The organism is candidate division WOR-3 bacterium (genome assembly GCA_039801725.1).
In the GTDB taxonomy this organism is placed as follows: domain Bacteria; phylum Hydrothermota; class Tepidihabitantia; order Tepidihabitantales; family DTDR01; genus DTDR01.
The window spans coordinates 16,588-35,329 of the sequence record JBDRVE010000016.1; the positions used below are offsets into that span (position 1 = coordinate 16,588).

The following is an 18,742-nucleotide window of genomic DNA, read 5'->3' on the forward strand; positions in this document are numbered from 1 at the left end:
TAGTCCAACATCCATAGGTTATTTAAGTTCTATAAAATTCTTAAAAATAACCTTATTATTAAAGCCATTAATAAAAGTATAATTATTCGCACTAATAAAGTTATTATTATTACCGTTAATAAAAGGATTGTTATTATCTCTAATAAAGTTAGAAATATTCCAATACCATAGTCCTACCCCGTAGTGTTCCCTCAATGAGGTTTTTCCTTTCTCCTTCATATTTTTTTAATTCTATTGGGAAAATATTTCCACATTCTAATAAACGTAACTAAAAACAATCAAAGATTTTGAAATGTCAAGAAATAGATAGAGACAAATCTTTCTGTTTTTATTTATTTTGTGGAGTATTTAAAATTGTCATTTTCAGTAATGTCTTATTGATAATTTTTAAAGGTATTGTCCCGTGTCTTCATACTTTTTCTTTTTTGATTCCATAAATTTAATAGATATTCTTTTTTCAAAATCTACTTATCAAAAAATGTAGTCATATTACCATATCTGCTCAAAATGGTATTTGTATTATAGTGTAATCTGTTATTTTGAAAAATCTTTCAATTTTAATTATTATTAACTAATGGAAATTTATGTGGGAACTTCTGGTTGGTATTATGATTGGAACTTAGAGGGTACTTTTGATTGGTATCTTAAAAATTCTAAATTAAATGCTGTTGAGTTAAATGTTTCTTTTTATCGTTTTCCTTTTCCTAATCAAGTTAAAAGTTGGGCAAATAAAGGTAAAAGTTTAAGGTGGGCGATTAAGGTTTCGCGGATAATTACTCATCGTTTTAAATTAAGTGAGAAATCTTATTCTTTTTATGAGAGGTTTATAAATCTTTTTAAAATCCTTGATAACTATATTGATTTTTATCTTTTTCAATTGCCACCAAATTTTACACCCAAAAGTATTGATAAATTGGAGAAATTTATTGATTATACAAATCTAAAAGAAAGGTTTGCTTTGGAGATGAGAAATGATAAATGGTTTAAAGAGGAGTATTATAAGTGGGCAGAAAAGAAAAAAATTACTTGGGTTTCTATCGATGCTCCTGATTTTGGTGAAATTATTGTAAAAACCAATGATTATATTTATATAAGATTTCATGGAAAAGATGTTTGGTATGCTTATGATTATTCTAAAAAAGAATTGAAAAATATTGCTAAAAAGATAATTGAGAAAAAACCTAAAAAAGTCTATGCCTTTTTTAATAATAATCATGCTATGTTAAAAAATGCCCAACTATTTATGGAGATATTGTATGAAACAGATTAGAAAATATGTTAATTTATTAAAAGAAATCATAAAAAATAGTTATTCTCCTTATTCTGCTTTTCCCGTAGCAGCTTTATTAGTTACTAAAAATAATATTTATTTTGGCGTTAATATTGAAAATGTTTCTTTTTCTTTAACTATTTGTGCAGAAAGGGTAGCAATTTTTAAGGCAATAAGTGAAGGCGACAGAAATTTTCAAAAATTAATAATCTATACACCAACAAAAAATTTTATTTATCCTTGTGGTGCTTGTTTACAAGTGTTAAAAGAATTTAAAAAAGATTTGGAAGTAATTTTAGTAAATAAAAATGGGAAAATAAGAAAAGAAAGGTTAAAAAATTTGATAAAAAATTTTAGCCCGCCCTCATTAAAAAAGAATAATAGAGGGCGGGCTTCCTTTTGTTCTATTGGGTAATGATTAGTTTATAGTTTTTAATTTCTCTTTCTTTCTGCCATCTCAAGAAGTAGATTCCTTTTTTTAAATCTTTCATGTTAACCATTTTTTCTTCTAAGGAGATCTTCTTTACAAGTTGGCCATTGAGATTGTAGATTTCGCAAATTCCTTTGCCTTTTGGTAAGGAATAAATCGTGCCGATAACTTTTTCATATTTTTCCTCAGCAATATTTAAATAAGGAGGATAATAAAAGATAACAGAAACAGAATCGTCTACAATATGATTTGGTGGTTGACCGTTATAATTATATTGATGATACCAGCGATTAGCACCATAAAGCCCTTGGATACCAACAGTATTAGAATTTAATGTTCCGGTCATACTTAAATAGCTAAATCTAATCACTCCGTTCCGATAAAGAATAATTTCAAAAGTCTCTACTTCGTTGGGAGCATTAAATCTTGGCACATTTACCCAGGCAAAGACAACAAAATTTCCTTGCGGATCATTATATTGATAAACAGTACCGGATGTTCTTAAATCAAGGTCATCCCACCAACCACAAATATGATTTCTAATTGCTGTTGGAAAGCCAGTATTAGAATAAGCATAAGCAGCTGAATCGGATAAGAAGCCATTGGTACATACATAAATTGTATTTAATGTTTGCCCATAATATCTAAACGGAAAAGGTAATGTTGTTTGAACATAACCATCATCAGCACTTGGATACCAACCGGAAAGAGGTGTTCCTGAGGTTGGGTCAATCCAAACAAAGGTAACGGTATCAGGTTCTTGCGTTGATTCGTAAATGTAACCAAAACCATCTGGTTCACTTCCTACCCTTACCTCAACTCTTGTTCTCATCGTATCGTTTGAAGGGTCTTCATCACCGGGTAAAGACGTAAAAGCAGTTATCTTATAAACTTTTCCTGGAGGAGGTGTTAATCTTCCAAATTCAATAGATAAACTCTCTCTTGATGATAATGTGATAGTCGTATCCTTTTGAATTAATAAAGTATCACCAATTGAATCATAAACAGAGAAAGTAGTAACAAATGTTTCTGTATTTAGACCATAATTCATCACTACACCAATAAAAGGAGTTTCCACATTTGGTCGGGTTCTAATAGTGGGAGAAATTCTCTTTACTCCTACATCATGATTAAATTGCCTTAAATCAAGTCCTTCGTGAGTATTTACATAACCGGTTCCGGTATATCCACCGGCGACATAAAGCATACCTGTTGGGTCGACAGCAATTCCGTAGACGTTAGAAACAGCGGTTGGTTTATTTGCCCATTGGGACCAAGTGTTTGTTCTTGGATTATAGGAACGAGTTTCAGCAGTGACTCCGGCAGAGACATTACCGCCGACTAAGAAGAGTTCATCATTATAGACACCACAAATTGTCCGATATCTTGTTTCACCAGGACAAGAAGGACCTGTAGTCCAAGTAATTTGAGTAGGATTTTCAGGATTAATTGTACCAATAAAAGTTATATTTGTAGCACCACTAGAGCCATAACCTGTAGAAACAACAATTGTATCTCCAATTATTCCTGCTCCTGGCGTGCCTAATGGTTGAGGCATAGAAGTACAGGTGTACCAACTATTAGCAAATGGGTCATACATGTAAACCGAAGCTATTGGTGGAGAACTTGAACTCCAGTTTCCGCCACCGATCACATAAATTAGAGAATCTCGCCAAACACCAATTCCAAAATCATGATTGAGAATAGGCATAGGAGCACCAGTTGTCCAACTATTATTTACTGGGTCATAGATTTCCACAACATTAAGACCGGTTCCAAAAGTTTGGCAACCGCCAATTACGTAAATCTTCCCTGTTTTACCTACATAAGCAGCTCGACCAATTGCCCGAGCAGTTGGCATTGGTGCTTTTTCTGTCCAAGAATTTGTTCTTACATCATATTCTAAAACGATATTCTGTACTGTGCCACCTGACACTTGGAAACCACCAAAGGAATACCATTTTTTTTCACCATTAACTATACAGAAAGCGGTCATTTGATGTGCTCGGGTCGTAGGCAATGGAGCAAAAGTAAGCCATTCATTATAATCGCAAGAATTTTCTTTTGGTTTTGAGAAAGAAGTAGTAGGAGCGTAATCAGGGTTCAATTGATAGGAGAATAAAAAAATTGGTAAATATACAAATATAATGAAATAGTTTCTTTTCATTTTCACCCCCTTTATTTAAAGAAAAAGTATAAAATAAAATATTAAAAAGTCAATATAAAAAAATTGATTTTTGGATTTTTTTTATTAAAATAATTTAATGAATTATTTAAAAATTTTATTCCGAGGTAGAAAATTTATTTTTTGGAATGTGTTTATAATTACTCTTTTTTCTTTAATTTTATCTTTTATTTTACCTAAAAAATATAAAGCAACCGGTCAAATTTTACCTCCACCCGATGAGCCAACAATTTATAGTCTTTCAACAGTTTTACCAGGTGCTTCACCGACTCAACGGTTGATGTTAAGAAGTTGGAATATAAGTGATATTTTAGTAGCAATTTTAAAAAGTAGGACAATTGGCGAATATGTGATCAATAATACTAAATTTTTAAATTTTTATAAGTTTAAAAGAGTAGAAGATGCGCTCAATTTTTTAAATAAGATTACTAAGATTTCTCAAAGCGAAGAGATGGTAATAAAAATTAGCGTCGAAGTAAAAGACAGAAATCTTGCTAGCGATATGGTGAATGCTTATATTTATGCTTTAGATAATTTTCTAAAGGAATCGATGATGAGCAGAGGAAAATATTTAAGGATATTTTTGGAAAACCAATTAAAAAAAATAGAAAAAGAATTAGCCGAAGCTCGCGAATCCTTAAAAGTTTTTCAAGAAAGACATAATTTACCAGAATTAGAGGAAGGATTAAAATCCGTATTAGATGCATATGCCCAATTAAAATCTCAGTTGACAGTTAAAGAAGCGGAATTAGAAATGGTAAAAGATATTTCTTCTCCTGATAATCCTTATTATCAAAATTTAATAGCGGAAGTAAAGAAATTCCGTGAAAAATTAAGCGAAATGGAAAGAGGCAGTGGTTTGGGAGGTTTTGGTCCTGGTTTTGGGACTCCTTTTAAACAATTGCCGGCGGTAGCGAGTGAATATATAAAAAGATACCAGGAGTGGAAGTTGAAAGGTGAAGTCTATCTTTTATTACAACAGCAATATGAACAAGCAAAACTTACGGAGGCAAAAGATACTCCCACAATTACAATCTTAGATTACGCAAAGGTGCCGGAAAAATATTCTTTTCCTAAGAAAAAAATTTTTGTTATGGTTGGCTTCTTATTTTCTTTAATTTTTAGTATTTTAGTTTTGCTTACTAAGGAATATATCGAAACCCGTAAAGAACTAAAAAATTTTCTTTCGGAAGTGTTTGCTATTTTGAAAAAAGAGCTTTCATTTAAAAAGAAAGCATGAGAATTCCTAAAATTCTTTTTGCTTTTGGGACAAGGCCAGAAGCAATAAAATTAGCACCGGTTATTCAAGAAATAAGAAAAGAGAATAATAAGAAATTTTTTGAAAGCTATGTTTGTGTTACTGCCCAACACCGGGAAATGTTAGATGAGGTTTTAAAATTATTTGAAATTCAGGTAGATTACGATTTGAATATTATGGAGTATAATCAAACACCTCGTCAGGTGACCGAGAGAATCTTAAAAAAATTTTATCCTTGTTTAAAAAAAATAAATCCCGATTTAGTAATTGTCCAAGGGGATACTACTTCTGCTTTTGCTTGTGCTTTACTTGCCTTTTACGAAAAAATTAAAGTAGCCCATATTGAAGCTGGGTTAAGAACCGAAGATAAGTATCAACCTTATCCGGAAGAAATGAATCGTCGTTTAATTTCTCCTCTTGCGGATATTAATTTTGCTCCCACTAAGATAGCCGAAAAAAATCTTTTGAAAGAAAATATTCCTAAGAAAAAAATTTTTATTACGGGAAATACGGTTGTTGATGCTCTTTTAAGAATTAAAAAAAAATTCAACATAAAAGGTAATATTAAAAAGAAGAAGAATATTCTTGTTACTATTCATCGACGAGAAAATTGGGGGAGACCCTTAGAAGAAGTTTGTGAGGCGATTAAAAGTTTAACCGAAATTTTTCCATTTTTAAAATTTTACATCCCGGTTCATTTAAATCCTAATGTTAAAAAAGTAATCTATAGAAAACTAGAAAACATTTCTCAAGTAGTTCTTTTACCCCCTTTACCCTACTTTCAATTTTTGCAACTTATGGGAGAGAGTTTTTTAATTCTAACCGATTCAGGTGGAATTTGTGAAGAAGCACCTAGTTTTAATGTACCTGTACTAATTTTGCGTAACAAAACTGAACGGAAAGAGGCGGTAATAAAAGGATTAGCAAAATTAGTGGGTACTTCTTATAAAAGTATAATAAAGAATGTGAGCGAACTAATAATTGATTCAAGAAAGTATTATCAAATGGTTAAAAAAACCAATCCTTTTGGTGATGGGAAAGCAGCCACAAGGATTGTTGAGTATTTAAAATTTTATTATGGATTTACAACCAAAAAACCAAAATCTTTTAACAGCGGAGATTAGATTAAACTTCCTTTCTTTTATTTTGTTTTTGATCCTTCAAGCCTTTTTTTTAGTTATTTCTTTTTACTATGATTTACGTTATTTTTTACTTCCCCTATTGTTTTTTCTTTTTTTATCCTTTTTAATTTTAGATAAAAACCGTTTAAAAATTTTTTTAATTTTTACTATCTTTTTTGCATCACTCTTGATGAAACCAACTTCTCGCAGATGGGTACTCTTAAGATTAGAAGAAATTCCATTTCTTGTACTTCTTTTTTTGACTTTCTTAGCCTTTGAAAGAAAAGAAAAATATCGTTTACAAACAAAAAAGGATTATTTATTATTAGGTTTTCTTTTGTGGACCTGTTTTTCTTTCTTTTACGGAATTTTTTTAGGCAACTCTTTGTATCAAGCAATTGATGATTTTCTTTTAGTATTTTTTTATGCTTTTTATTTCTTAGTATTAATTTATTTTCAAGAAGAAAAATGGCAAAAAATTTTAATGGTTTCAATTATTATTATTTCTGTTTTGGTGTCTTTACAATATGTAGTTCCTTTTTTACTTACTTTTCATATTAAAAGATATGCTACTGACCAACAGCATCTTTTTAATATTGGTTATCCTTTATTAGTTTCCTATATTATCTTTGGTGAGAAAGAAAAATATAAAATTCTTGCAGGTTTATCATTAATCCCAATGACTCTAGCGGTGATAATCTCGCTTACCCGGGCTTTATGGATAACAATTCCCTTTTCAGTTTTTATAATTTTAATAATCTATTTGGGACAACAAAAAAAATTAAAACAATTTTTTAGTGTTTTTTTTGTCTTTTTGATAATATTTCTTATTATTTATTTTTTATTTACGAAAAAAGTAGATTTCAGAAAATTTATAAAAGTAAGAGAACATGCTTTTGTCAGTTTGAAAACCGATCTTTCTCTTTTAGAAAGAATTCTTTCTGCTAGGCATTTAATTAATCAATTTAAAAAAAACCCAATTTTTGGTGTTGGTTTAGGAAAGACTTATCCCGGTGTAATTCCTTGGAAAAAAAAGTTGAAATTTTCTTGGATGGATTGTTTATTTATTAATTTGTTATGGAAATTTGGAATAATTGGTTTGATACTATTTTTAGGTGTTTACTATTATTTTTTAAAAAATATTATTAAAATTTTAAAAAAACCTAAGAATAATTTTCAGAAATGGGTTAGTATAGGAATGTTATCGGTTTTTATTTCCTTAGCAATATTAAGTATTGAATCAGGATTTTTATTGATTTATCGATTTAATTTAGTTTTAGCATCTTTATTAGCAATTTTCAATTTGTGGGCACTTCAAAACTGAAATTTAAACGTAAATATTTTTAATTGCTATTTTAATCTTCAGAAAATTGTCTTTTGTTTTTAAAGTTTAATTCGTTGTGTTTCTATTAATATTAATCTTCTGGCAAATTTCCTACGTTATTGGGATTTTAATTATTAAAATTTTGAAAGATTAATTTATAAAAACTTTCATAATCTTATTATGAGGTTAAGGTAGTTTATTTTTTATTAAAGCATACATTAAATCTAAAATTTGTTGAGCCGTTTTTTTAAAGGAAAACAATTTGGCTCTAATTAACCCTTTTTCTCTTAGTTCTTTTTGTAAAGAATGAGAAGAAAGTAATTTTTTTATTTGATTGGCTAAATCTTTTTCATCATAAGGGTTGAAATATAACACCGCATCGCCACCCACTTCTGGAAGACTGGAAGAAAAGGAAGTTATAGTTGGTACACCGCAATTTAAAGCCTCTAATACCGGCAAGCCAAATCCCTCATATAAAGAAGGATAAATAAATAAAGTAGCAGCGTTATAAAAATAACATAAATCTTCGTCATCAATAGAAAAAAGAAAGATAATTTTATTTTCTAAATTTAATTTCTTTACCATTTGAAAAATCCTTTGGTTTTTCCATCCCTTTTGGCCAATAATTACTAACAAAAAATCTTTTTGGAAGTTTTCAAATGCTTTTATCAAAAGGGGGTAATTTTTGCGAGGTTCTATTGTGCCAACACTTAAAATAAAATCTTTTTCAATTTGATATTTTTCTTTAATCTTTGTTTTGGCAAGTTGTTTATCAAGGGGTCTAAAAATTTTGTCGACACCTTCAGGAATTGCTGTAATTTTGGAAGGAGAAATACCGAAAGAAATTAAACTCCTTTTTACGAAATTAGAGGGAGTAATTATATGGGTTACATAGCGGATAGTTTTCCAAAAAAGACTCCGGACAATTAACCATGAGCGAAAAGGTAAAGTATGAGGAAAATAATAAAAAGATAAATCATGCACTGTAACTAAAGTAGGAATCCTTTTTGCCAATTTAAAAGGTAGAATATGATTTTGCCCCCAAAAAATATTAATTTTGTCTTGAAAAAAGAATTTTTCACCTTCCAATTGAAACCAAAAAGAACCTAATTTCTTAGTGAAGTTTTTCCCGATTCTTAAATTAATGTTTGCTATTTCTTTAGGCAGAATTATTTCCGTGGGAGAATAAAGAAGAAAAAGATCTTGGGGAGATAGGTTTATCAAATTTATGAGGACATTTTTAAGATAACGAGCAATTCCTGCTTTAGGGAACCGAAAAATACTTCCGTCAATACCAATTCGCATTTTAAAGAAATTTTAAAACAGTTTCTATTCTTTTTGACCAGGTGTGGTTTTCTAATACATATCTTTTTCGCTCTGCAGCAAGATTTGGGTCATTCTCTTTTAAAGCAATTTCTATTTTCTTTATAAATTCCTTTTCATCAGTTGCTAAATAAATTAATTTATTTAAGTAAGAATCAGATTGCCATTCTATTGTAGAAACTACGGGTTTCCCTAAGGCCAAATATTCGTAAAGTTTTATTGGGTCGGATAGGTAAGAAATCTTATCTTTTTTAAATGGTATCAGACACACATCAAAAAGGTTGATATAGTAAGGAATAAGGGAATAAGGCTGGGGACCTAAAAATAAAAGGTTTTGATATTTAAAAAGCCTCTTTAAGCGGTTTTGATCCGGACCAATAAAAATAAAAGTGGCTTGAGGGAAACTTTTCATAACAGTTTCTATTAAATCTAAATCTACCCACCAATAAATTGCTCCAATAAAACCAATAATTGGTCTTTTAATATTTTTACTTATATGTGGTAATCGGGATTGGTTAATAACGAGAAAAGACCATTCTTCTGGTACACCGTTAGGAATTTTTAAAATTCTTAGGTAAGGATTCTTTTTTTCTAATTCTTTTTTAATTTCTTCATTTATTGCCAGAGCTATTTTAACTTTTTTTAAAAAGGTTTTTTCTAATCTTTCATAATAAGTTTTAATTTCTTCGTAAGGATAAAACACTTTTAAGTCATCGGCTCGATCATAAATTATAGTACTAAATTTATTTGCCTTTTTTAATGTCCAGAACCATAATAAATTATTAACAAAAATAACGCTTTCTTGAAAAATTTCTTGAAATTTGCTAAAAATCATATGAGGAAATAACAGACCAAAATTTAAACGGTGAAAAAAGAGAAAACGACGAGGAAGATATATCGGAATTGAATATACTTCAATATCCGAAATGTGATAATTAGTTATCTTAAGGGTATCCCAAAATTTTTGAGAAACATTTTTCTTTTCTTGCCAATAGCGATAAAAAATTGGTGCAAGAGCAAAATAATAGACTTTGTATCCCTTTTTTCTTAAACAGTTTGCCAAAAACCATGGACGACCAACAATTTTGTTGTGAGGGAGCAACTCGCATAAAAAAACAAATTTTTTCATAAGAATTTATAGAAAAGAATAATTAAAACTAAGTTTAAAATCAAGAGGATAGTGGCTAAAAAGGGTTTGGTTAAGAGAGTTTTAAAATAGAAAATCATTGAAAAGACTTGAAAAAAATAGGCAGCATAAAAACTTATTCCCACTCCCAAAGCACCATATTTGTAAGTAAACAGATAAACTGAAAAAATAAAAATAAAAAACCACACCGCATTAAAAAAAGTTGCCAACCACATTTTGCCAGTTCCGGTAAGATAATAACCAAATATATAACCGATGTTAACAGGAACAATGGCTCCCACAACAAAGAGGAAAGATTTCAAGGCTGGCAGATAATCTTTACCTAAAAAAATTAAAATTATTTTTGGTAGAAAAATAAAAATCAGAAAAAGTAATAATAGGAGTAAGAAACTTGAATAGTTGATAATTTTATTAAGAAGTTTTTTTATTTTTATCAAATTACTAACCTCTTCAGCAATTATTGGTGTTAAGGGCATTCCAATGGCTATTGGAATAAAAAGAAAAAGTTGAAAAAAAGTATTGGCAATATTGAAATAAGCCACTTCGGAAAAATTTTTGGTTATTGCTAATTTAGTGTTAACTAACCAAGAAGCCGGTACCATTACCAATCCGGATAAAAAAGTAGGAAAAGCAAGAGAGATAATTTTTTCTGCTTGAAAAAAATCAAAGTTTAGTTTTAAAGAAAAAAAATTTTTTATTTTTTTTAGAAATAATATATTACCAAAAAGATTTGCTAAAATAAGAGCGCTAATCGCTCCATAAATTTCGTATTTTTTTGTTAAAAAAATAATTAATGGCAAACTTAGCAGGTTGTAACAAATATTTATGAGAGAAATACTTTTGATCTCTTTTAATCCTTGAAGAACACCTATCCAAAAGGTATTGAAAGTAAGAAATAGTATTAAAGGATTGGTTAAATAAAAATATTTTAATAAAAATGGTTTTTTATAAACCTTCTCGGCTAAAAGTCGACTGGAAGAAAAATAAAAAATGATTACCAGACAAGAAAAGAAAAGAACCAAAATTTGGGCAGTTTGGTAAGTTGTGTCTAATAATTCCTTATCGTTTTTTGATTGAGCAATGAATTTAGTAATAATTACCGGTAAACCAAAACCAGCGAAAAACGAAAGAAGCAAAGTTAATTGATTTATCAAAGTATAAATTCCAAATTTTTCACTAAGTAAAAAGCGGGCTAAGAATATTCCGTTTAAAGTTGTGATTAATTTAATGATAATAAGCGATAAAAAATATTGGAAACTTTGTGAAAAAATTTTCTTCAATTCTTCCATTTTTTCGATTTCCGGCATAAAAATTTTTAAAATTATATTTAACAATGATTACTTTTCAATAATTAAAATTTTATTATAATTATTAAGTGAATAAAAATGTCCTGATTGAAGAATTAAAAATTGACTCCCAATTAACTTTTTTATCCCTTAAAAATTTTATTAAAATTAGTTGCGAAAATTTTAATAAAGAAGGGATAATTTTAGGATTGAGCGGCGGTATCGATTCTTCACTAACTGCCTATCTTTGTAAGGAAGCAGTTGGTGAAAAAAATGTTTTAGCTTTAATTTTACCAGAAATTGACAGCAATAAGGATAATATCGAAGATGCTATTCAGTTTGCTCAAAAATTAAATATAAAATACAAAATTATTGAAATAACAAAATATTTAAAAAATTTTAGTATTTATGACTTCTTTTTTCTTAATAAATTAGTAATTCCTAAAAAAATAAAATCAATAATTATTGAAAAATTATCTCAATTATATAAAAGAGAAACAAAGCAACCACCTTTTTTTTCTACCTTGGAAGATGGAAAATTTAATAAAATTATAAGAAAAATTAATGCTTATTATCGTTTTAAACATCGTTTAAGAATGATAATTTTATATCTTTTTGCTGATTTAGAAAACCGATTAGTTGTTGGTGGTACTAACAAAACGGAATATCTTATTGGATTTTTTGTAAAATATGGTTGTGACGATGCCTGTGATATAATGCCTCTTCTTACATTATATAAAACGCAAGTGAGACAGTTATATGAATATTTAGAGTTGCCCAAAAAAATTCTTAATAAAAAGCCCTCACCGGATCTTCTGCCGGGGATTTTTGATGAAGAGATTATTGGATTAAATTATGAAGAGTTAGATTTAATTTTGTATAGTTTAGAGAAAGGGCTACCAGGTTCCCAAATTGCCGAGATTCTAAAAATTGATAAAGAGAAAGTAGAGTATGTCTCTTTATTAGTAAAAAAATCGAACTATCATCGCTATCGGCAGGTAAAAGATGGAGATTATAATTAATGGTCGTTTTCTAACACAAAAAATTACCGGTGTTCAAAGATATGCTTTTCAATTAGTAAAAGAAATTGATTTTTTAATAGAAAAAGGAGAAATCGAGAAAGGGATTAATTTTAAGATTATAGCGCCAAAAAATATTATTCATAAGTTAGAATTAAAATATATTCCAATCGAAAAAAAGGGATTTTTAAAAGGACATTTCTGGGAACAGATAGAGTTCCCTTTTTATTTGAAGAATAAAATTCTTATTTGTCTTGGTAATACTGCTCCTTTAATTTCATTGTTTTTGAATAAAAAAATAGTGGTTACGATTCATGATTTGGGTTTTAAATATTTTCCGGAAAATTATCGTTTCCTTTTTCGTTTCTTTTATTCCTTAATAATTCCTATTATTTTGAAATATGCGTGGGCAATAATTACTGTTTCCGAAAGCGAAAAGCGGTTGATTTTAAAGCGGTATCCTTTTGTAAAAAATAAGATTTTTGCTGTCGCCCAAGGAGGTTTTATTGAAAATCCTATTACTTCTTGGGAAATAGAAGAAAAGGATTATCTGCTGTATGTTGGTTCGTTAGCTAAGAAGAAAAATTTAATTAATTTTCTTTTAGCTTTCGAAATAATTGTAAATAAAAATATTCCTCTAAAGGCAATAGTAATTGCTCCCGAAGGAAGAATTTTTGAGAAGGTAAATATTAATATTAATCCAAGAGTTAAAGAAAGAGTAAAATTTATTAATAAAGTTAATGACCAAGAATTAATCGCCTATTATCAAAATGCCTTCTGTTTTGTTTTTCCATCTTTTCACGAAGGAGCTGGAATACCACCGATTGAAGCGATGAGTTGCGGTTGTCCGGTTTTATGTTCGGATATTCCGGTTTTAAAAGAAAGATGTGGAGAAGCAGCAATTTATTTTAACCCTTATCTTCCGGAAGATATTGCTCAAAAAATCATCTTACTTTTTGAAAATCAAAATTTAAGAGAAGAACTGGTAAAAAAGGGGTATGAAAGGGCAAAAAATTTTAAATGGGAGAATACTACTAAAGAAACAATTAAATTATTAAAAAAATTGCTTTTTAAAATATGAAAGTAGCAATAATTCATGATTGGCTTACAGGAATGCGCGGCGGTGAAAAAGTTTTAGAGGTATTTTGTGAAATTTTTCCCGATGCCACTATTTACACTTTGGTTTATAATAAGGGAAAAATTTCACCGATTATTAATCAAATGAAAATCAAGACATCTATTCTTCAAAAGTTCCCTAATATTGAGAAAAATTATCGTTATTATTTACCAATAATGCCTAAATTAATTGAACAATTCAATCTAAAAGGTTATGATTTGATTATTTCTTCCAGCCATTGTGTAGCCAAAGGAGTTAAAAAGTTTAGGAACCAAATTCATATCTGCTATTGTCTCAGTCCAATGAGGTATATGTGGGATATGTTTGATGAGTATTTTAAAAAGGCAAAATTGATAACCAGAATTGGCGCCAAGATCTTTCGTCCCTATTTGAGAAGATGGGATGTAAAAAGTTCTGAAAGGGTCGATTTTTTTATTGCCGACTCAAAAAATATTGCTAATAAAATTAAAAAATATTACCAAAAAGAATCAAAAGTGATTTATCCCCCAGTAAATACTAATTTTTATCAAATTTTAAATAAAAAAAGAGAAGATTTCTTTTTGATTGTTTCTGCCTTAGTTCCTTATAAAAAAATAAGTTTGGCAATCGAGACTTTTAACGAATTGAATTTACCATTAAAGATCATTGGCACTGGTCCGGAAGAAAAAAAACTTCGAGAAATCGCTAATAAAAATATTGAATTTTTAGGTTGGCAACCCGATGAGAAATTGTTGGAGTACTATAATAAATGTCGAGCATTAATCTTTCCTCAAGAAGAAGATTTTGGAATTGTACCGTTAGAAGCCCAAGCCTGCGGTTGTCCGGTAATCGCCTATAAAAAAGGGGGTGCCTTAGAGACGGTTATTGAGAATGAGACAGGAATATTTTTTTACCCCCAAACAAAAGAGGCTTTAATTAAAGCAATTAAAGATTTTGAAAATTTATCTTTCTCTCCGGAAAGATGTCGAGAAAATGCTTTAAGATTCTCGCGTGAAAGATTTTACAAAGAAATAAAAGATTTTATTAACGAGAGTGTTAGATTATATTTTCGGTTTTAATAAAGAAAGAAGTTCAATCGGTAAGGGAAAAATTATTGTTGAATTCTTTTCCGCAGCAATTTCGGTTAAAGTTCCTAAGTAGCGAAGTTGGATAGCAGCAGGAGTTTGGGAGAGAATTTCGGCTGCTTCTCTTAATTTTGCCGCAGCCTGTAATTCACCATCGGCGTGAATAATTTTGGCTCTTCTTTCTCTTTCTGCTTCGGCCTGTCGGGCAATAGCTCTTTTCATCTCTTCCGGAATATCCACATGTTTGATCTCTACCATTATTACCTTTACTCCCCAAGGGTCGGTTTGTTCATCGATAATCTTTTGTAAACGATGGTTAATCATTTCTCTTTTAGTTAATAAATCGTCCAGTTCGTATTCACCCAAAACACTTCTTAAGGTCGTTTGAGAAATTTGGGAAGTAGCATACAAATAATTTTCTACTTCAATTATTGCCTTTTGAGGATCAAATACTTTAAAATAGGCAACTGCATTAACCTTTACTGAGATGTTATCGCGGGTAATAACATCTTGAGGTGGGACATCTAAAGTGACCACTCTTAAACTCACTTTTATTATTCGGTCAACAAAAGGAATTAATAGAATGAGGCCAGGTCCCTTCACTTTGTGAAATCTTCCTAAACGGAAAACAACGCCTCTTTCATATTCCGCTAAAATACGAATAGACATTAAAAGCAAAAGAATGATAATTAGTACTAAAATATAATATCCCATTTTTCCCTCCTACTTTTTTTCTAGAATTTCTTTTATTTCCAAAAGTTCTTTATAAAGGGTGTTCAAAAATTTTAAAGATAACTTCACTTTCTTTTCTTTTTTCTTTTCTCTTATTTTTTTAGATAAATTATTTTGGATACTTTTTTGAGAATAACCCTCTTTGAAAAGTTCTTTGATTACTTTTATTTTTGCCAATTCCTTTTCATCAAAATAAATTTTTTTCTTGATTTTTTTACCTACTTTAAAAATCTTTGTCCATTTTCTTAATTTAGATTCTTCAATTTTTAATTTTTTACTTACTTCACTTAAAGGGTATAATTTTTTTTCTTTCATTTTCCACTCCTTTTATTGCCAAAATTCTTCTTTTAAACTTCTTTTTAATAATTTTTTAATAATTTCATTGATATCTCTTTTTAAAAATAAAATTTGGTAAATACTTTCACAAATTGGCATTTCAATATTGTAATTTTTTTTTAACTGATAGATTGTTTTGGCAGTATAGTAACCTTCGATTACACCTTTTTCTTTTTTAAAGAATTCTTCTAATTTTTGGCCGCGACCTAATGCTAGACCTAACTGGTAATTGCGGGAATATGGAGAAAAACAAGTCACCACAAGATCACCAACTCCGGAAAGTCCAGCAAAAGTTAAAGGTGAAGCCCCCAATTTTATTCCTAACCGCATCATTTCGGCTAATCCTCGAGAAATTAAAGCCGCCTTGGTATTTATTCCAAAATTTTTGCCATCTAAAATTCCCGAAGCGATAGCAATCACATTTTTGATGGCGCCGCCAATTTCACAGCCAATAATGTCATCTTGATAATATACTCTTAAGTTATCGAAGGAAAGTAATCTTTGAATCTTTCTACCAACTTTTTGGTCTTTGCAAGCAATAACCAAGGTTGTTGGCATACCCAAAGCAACTTCTTCAGGTATGCCTGGTCCACATAACACAGCAATAGGGTTATAAGGAAAATATTCATAAATTATTTCTGACATTCTCTTTAAACTTCCTTCTTCAATCCCTTTGATACCAGAGACCAAAATAGTTTTTGGTTTTATTATTTCTTTCAATTCTTTTAAAACTTCTCTTAAAGAATAGGAAGGCAATGTAAAAAAGATGATAGAGCAATCTTTTATTATTTTTAGGTTTTTTAATATTTTTATATTTCTTTTTTTAAATTTTTCTGGCAATATTTTTTTGTCGTAAACAAAGATGTTATTTTCCTTTTTTGCTAAGTGGTTGATTAAGACACCACCCCAACGACCAGCACCAATGAATCCAATATTCATTTTATTTTTAATCTAAATTTTGGTTCTTCCTTTCTTAGTAATCTTTTAATGTTAGGAATATGTTTTAAAATAATTAATAAACTAATAATAGTAAAGAAAAAAGGAATAATAAAATTTTGGGGTTTAAATAAAAGAAAAGATAGGGGAAGGGTTAGAGCAAGAGAAATAGAGGCTAAAGACATATAAGAAAAGATAATCAAGATTATTAAAAAGATAATCAAAGAGAAAATAAGATTTCTTGGTGCTAAAGCCAAAAGAACACCAATCGTTGTTGCTACTCCTTTACCACCCCGAAAACGAAGATAGGGAGTAAATAGATGACCTAAAATTGCACCGATGCCAACCAAGAGAGGTAATAAAGAAAGTTCTTTTGAAAAATAGGTGATAAAAAATCCCTTGCTAATATCTAATATTAAAACCGGTATCCCATATAAATAACCTAATGTCCGATAGACATTGGTAAAACCAATATTTCTACTACCATAATTTCTAATATCAATCTTTTTAAAAACCTTCGGAATTAGATAACCAAAAGGAATGCCACCAACTAAAAAGCCAATAAAAAGAGAAGAGAAAATAATTGCCAGAATTTCTAAATCATTATTTATTGAAAGATAGATTCTCATTTTAAGATAACCACTTTCTTAAATTGCCTATTATCTTTTAAAAAATACATACCTTTCTTTCTTAAACTATTTACTTTTTGACCAAGAGGATTATAGGCAATTCTTATATTATTTCTATTATTATAAATCGTGTTTTTAGCAATTGGTAAAATTACCGAACTAATTGGATTGCTTAATGAGGCAATGGTAGCAATTGCTGCTTTGGTTATCTCGTAAACCAAATTTAGGTCGTTAAAACCGGCACCGATTGTATCACCAGTAGTATGATAATAAGGATTATTAATATTCAAATTTTCTCTTATCTGAATGGCAATATAACCAAAGCGATTAAAAGAGGCATGGTCAGAACGGGGTCGGTCAATAATTGTTCGGATACATTTCAAGTTTGTATAGGTATCAGCACAACTAATAAAATAATCTACTAATGGTTGACAGTTTGGATTATTTGGCTTGCCAATAACCGAAGCGGAGTCCCTTGCTGGTAAAGAATAACCTATCATATCAATATTAATTGCTGAGATAATACTATCTTGGTGAATATATTTTGCCACACTACAATAATAATAACTTCCCAAAAATCCTTGTTCCTCACCGGAAAAGAAGATAAACCTAATAGTCTTTTCAAAATTATAATTACTTAAAATCCTTATTACTTCCAACAGAGTAGCCGTTCCGCTCCCATTATCATCGGCACCCGGAGCAAAGAGATAGGGAGGATTATTAGAAATAGCATCATAATGGGCACAAAGGACAACATAAATACTATCTAATTGACTTGTTCCCTTCTTGATACCAATTACATTAGGAGAATAACCTACTTGGAAGTTTTGAAAAAATACTGAATCAACATGGTATTCAACTAATTTGTTATATAAAAATTGAGAACAACTAAAAGCACTTTCACTTAAAGAATAGCGGGTTTGAAAATTTTGTAATCTTAACACATTATAAAAGATTGTTTCTTGTGAGCAGGAATTTACCATTTCCCAAATCAGCGGGTTAAAATTGAAGAGAAAGATAATCAGCATCATCTAATTTTAAAAGAGAAAATAGAAAAATCAAATAGTTAAAAAATAATTAACAAGAAATTTTATTTGACATTATTTAAATAATCTAATAATTAAAAATTACTTCTCAAAAATTACATTTCTTTTATTATCATAAAGGGTGAAGATACCGCCTTGTTCTAAGGCACCAATTTCAGCAATTGGTCTTCCTTCTTTATTAAAAATCATTAATCCGCCACCATCCTTTCCTTCGCTATTATAGATAAAAAACACACCACCTTTTTCAGTCTGCTTAACTTCCAATAAAATTTTACCCTCTTCATTGACAAACTGTAAACCTTCTTTGGGAACATTGATTTGACCCATTCTTCTCTTTCTTTTAATTTAGAAAATATTACTCGTCATAATCTTCATCTTCGTCAAATTCCTCGTCTTCATAATCTTCATCTTCAAAATCCTCATCTTCCTCTTCAAAATCTTCGTCTTCATAATCAAAGTCTTCCTCTTCTTCTTCAAAATCTTCATCAAAGTCTTCATCTTCGTCTTCGTATTCCTCTT

18 protein-coding genes are annotated in these 18,742 nt (G+C 29.6%); 8 read left to right on the top strand and 10 right to left on the bottom strand.

Features of this window, described 5'->3' with window-relative positions; genetic code table 11:
* Positions 1–574 precede the first annotated feature (574 nt).
* Positions 575–1,270 (top strand): DUF72 domain-containing protein, encoded by a 696-nt coding sequence (locus ABIK75_04595; GenBank protein MEO0090365.1) that lies wholly within the window; start codon positions 575–577, stop codon positions 1,268–1,270.
* Entirely contained in the window at positions 1,257–1,685 is a 429-nt protein-coding gene (gene cdd / locus ABIK75_04600; GenBank protein ID MEO0090366.1) for a cytidine deaminase, read from the top strand. Before ABIK75_04595 ends, cdd begins: the two co-directional genes overlap by 14 nt.
* On the opposite strand, the gene ABIK75_04605 is transcribed toward cdd, so the two are convergent.
* Entirely contained in the window at positions 1,675–3,867 is a 2,193-nt protein-coding gene (locus ABIK75_04605; protein MEO0090367.1) for a kelch repeat-containing protein, read from the bottom strand. The genes cdd and ABIK75_04605 overlap by 11 nt on opposite strands.
* A gap of 97 nt (positions 3,868–3,964) precedes the next feature.
* Here ABIK75_04605 and ABIK75_04610 point away from each other — a divergent pair, with 97 nt between their 5' ends.
* The 3 genes from ABIK75_04610 to ABIK75_04620 are packed head-to-tail and all read left to right on the top strand — an operon-like array spanning position 3,965 to position 7,588.
* Positions 3,965–5,125, top strand: a complete 1,161-nt coding sequence (locus tag ABIK75_04610; GenBank protein MEO0090368.1) for a Wzz/FepE/Etk N-terminal domain-containing protein — start codon at positions 3,965–3,967, stop codon at positions 5,123–5,125.
* Complete coding sequence (gene wecB, locus ABIK75_04615) at positions 5,122–6,267, top strand: UDP-N-acetylglucosamine 2-epimerase (non-hydrolyzing) (protein ID MEO0090369.1); 1,146 nt, start codon at positions 5,122–5,124, stop codon at positions 6,265–6,267. Before ABIK75_04610 ends, wecB begins: the two co-directional genes overlap by 4 nt.
* Positions 6,221–7,588 carry an O-antigen ligase family protein gene (locus ABIK75_04620; GenBank protein ID MEO0090370.1) on the top strand — a complete coding sequence of 456 codons (1,368 nt, stop codon included), beginning with the start codon at positions 6,221–6,223 and terminating at the stop codon, positions 7,586–7,588. The genes wecB and ABIK75_04620 overlap by 47 nt, the downstream gene beginning before the upstream one ends.
* Before the next feature lie 186 nt (positions 7,589–7,774).
* On the opposite strand, the gene ABIK75_04625 is transcribed toward ABIK75_04620, so the two are convergent.
* The 3 genes from ABIK75_04625 to ABIK75_04635 are packed head-to-tail and all read right to left on the bottom strand — an operon-like array spanning position 7,775 to position 11,365.
* Positions 7,775–8,893 carry a glycosyltransferase family 1 protein gene (locus ABIK75_04625; protein MEO0090371.1) on the bottom strand — a complete coding sequence of 373 codons (1,119 nt, stop codon included), beginning with the start codon at positions 8,891–8,893 and terminating at the stop codon, positions 7,775–7,777.
* A 1-nt stretch (position 8,894) separates the two neighbouring features.
* Positions 8,895–10,040, bottom strand: coding sequence for a glycosyltransferase (locus ABIK75_04630; protein MEO0090372.1), 1,146 nt, complete (start codon positions 10,038–10,040; stop codon positions 8,895–8,897).
* Positions 10,037–11,365, bottom strand: a complete 1,329-nt coding sequence (locus ABIK75_04635) for an oligosaccharide flippase family protein (protein MEO0090373.1) — start codon at positions 11,363–11,365, stop codon at positions 10,037–10,039. Before ABIK75_04635 ends, ABIK75_04630 begins: the two co-directional genes overlap by 4 nt.
* A 68-nt stretch (positions 11,366–11,433) precedes the next feature.
* On the opposite strand from ABIK75_04635, the gene nadE reads away from it, so the two are divergent.
* The 3 genes from nadE to ABIK75_04650 are packed head-to-tail and all read left to right on the top strand — an operon-like array spanning position 11,434 to position 14,538.
* Entirely contained in the window at positions 11,434–12,366 is a 933-nt protein-coding gene (nadE, locus tag ABIK75_04640) for an NAD(+) synthase (GenBank protein MEO0090374.1), read from the top strand.
* Positions 12,350–13,444: a glycosyltransferase family 1 protein gene (locus tag ABIK75_04645; GenBank protein ID MEO0090375.1), complete on the top strand. Its 1,095-nt coding sequence runs from the start codon at positions 12,350–12,352 to the stop codon at positions 13,442–13,444. Before nadE ends, ABIK75_04645 begins: the two co-directional genes overlap by 17 nt.
* Positions 13,441–14,538 carry a glycosyltransferase gene (locus ABIK75_04650; protein ID MEO0090376.1) on the top strand — a complete coding sequence of 366 codons (1,098 nt, stop codon included), beginning with the start codon at positions 13,441–13,443 and terminating at the stop codon, positions 14,536–14,538. Before ABIK75_04645 ends, ABIK75_04650 begins: the two co-directional genes overlap by 4 nt.
* Here the strand turns inward: ABIK75_04650 and ABIK75_04655 are convergent.
* From ABIK75_04655 to ABIK75_04680, 6 genes are all read right to left on the bottom strand, one after another.
* On the bottom strand, positions 14,521–15,258 hold the full coding sequence (locus ABIK75_04655; GenBank protein ID MEO0090377.1) for a slipin family protein: 738 nt from the start codon (positions 15,256–15,258) through the stop codon (positions 14,521–14,523). The two genes, ABIK75_04650 and ABIK75_04655, sit on opposite strands and share 18 nt — an antisense overlap.
* Before the next feature lie 9 nt (positions 15,259–15,267).
* The gene (locus tag ABIK75_04660) at positions 15,268–15,591 is read right to left on the bottom strand and encodes a MerR family transcriptional regulator (GenBank protein ID MEO0090378.1); all 324 of its coding nucleotides are present in this window, start codon (positions 15,589–15,591) and stop codon (positions 15,268–15,270) included.
* Positions 15,592–15,603: 12 nt separating this feature from the next.
* Positions 15,604–16,551 carry an NAD(P)H-dependent glycerol-3-phosphate dehydrogenase gene (locus tag ABIK75_04665; GenBank protein ID MEO0090379.1) on the bottom strand — a complete coding sequence of 316 codons (948 nt, stop codon included), beginning with the start codon at positions 16,549–16,551 and terminating at the stop codon, positions 15,604–15,606.
* A complete protein-coding gene (plsY, locus tag ABIK75_04670) occupies positions 16,548–17,177 on the bottom strand; it encodes a glycerol-3-phosphate 1-O-acyltransferase PlsY (GenBank protein MEO0090380.1) in 630 nt (209 codons plus the stop codon). Before plsY ends, ABIK75_04665 begins: the two co-directional genes overlap by 4 nt.
* Positions 17,174–18,205, bottom strand: a complete 1,032-nt coding sequence (locus ABIK75_04675; GenBank protein ID MEO0090381.1) for a M20/M25/M40 family metallo-hydrolase — start codon at positions 18,203–18,205, stop codon at positions 17,174–17,176. The genes plsY and ABIK75_04675 overlap by 4 nt, the downstream gene beginning before the upstream one ends.
* A 99-nt stretch (positions 18,206–18,304) precedes the next feature.
* Complete coding sequence (locus tag ABIK75_04680; protein MEO0090382.1) at positions 18,305–18,550, bottom strand: hypothetical protein; 246 nt, start codon at positions 18,548–18,550, stop codon at positions 18,305–18,307.
* Between the last annotated feature and the right edge of the window lie 192 nt (positions 18,551–18,742).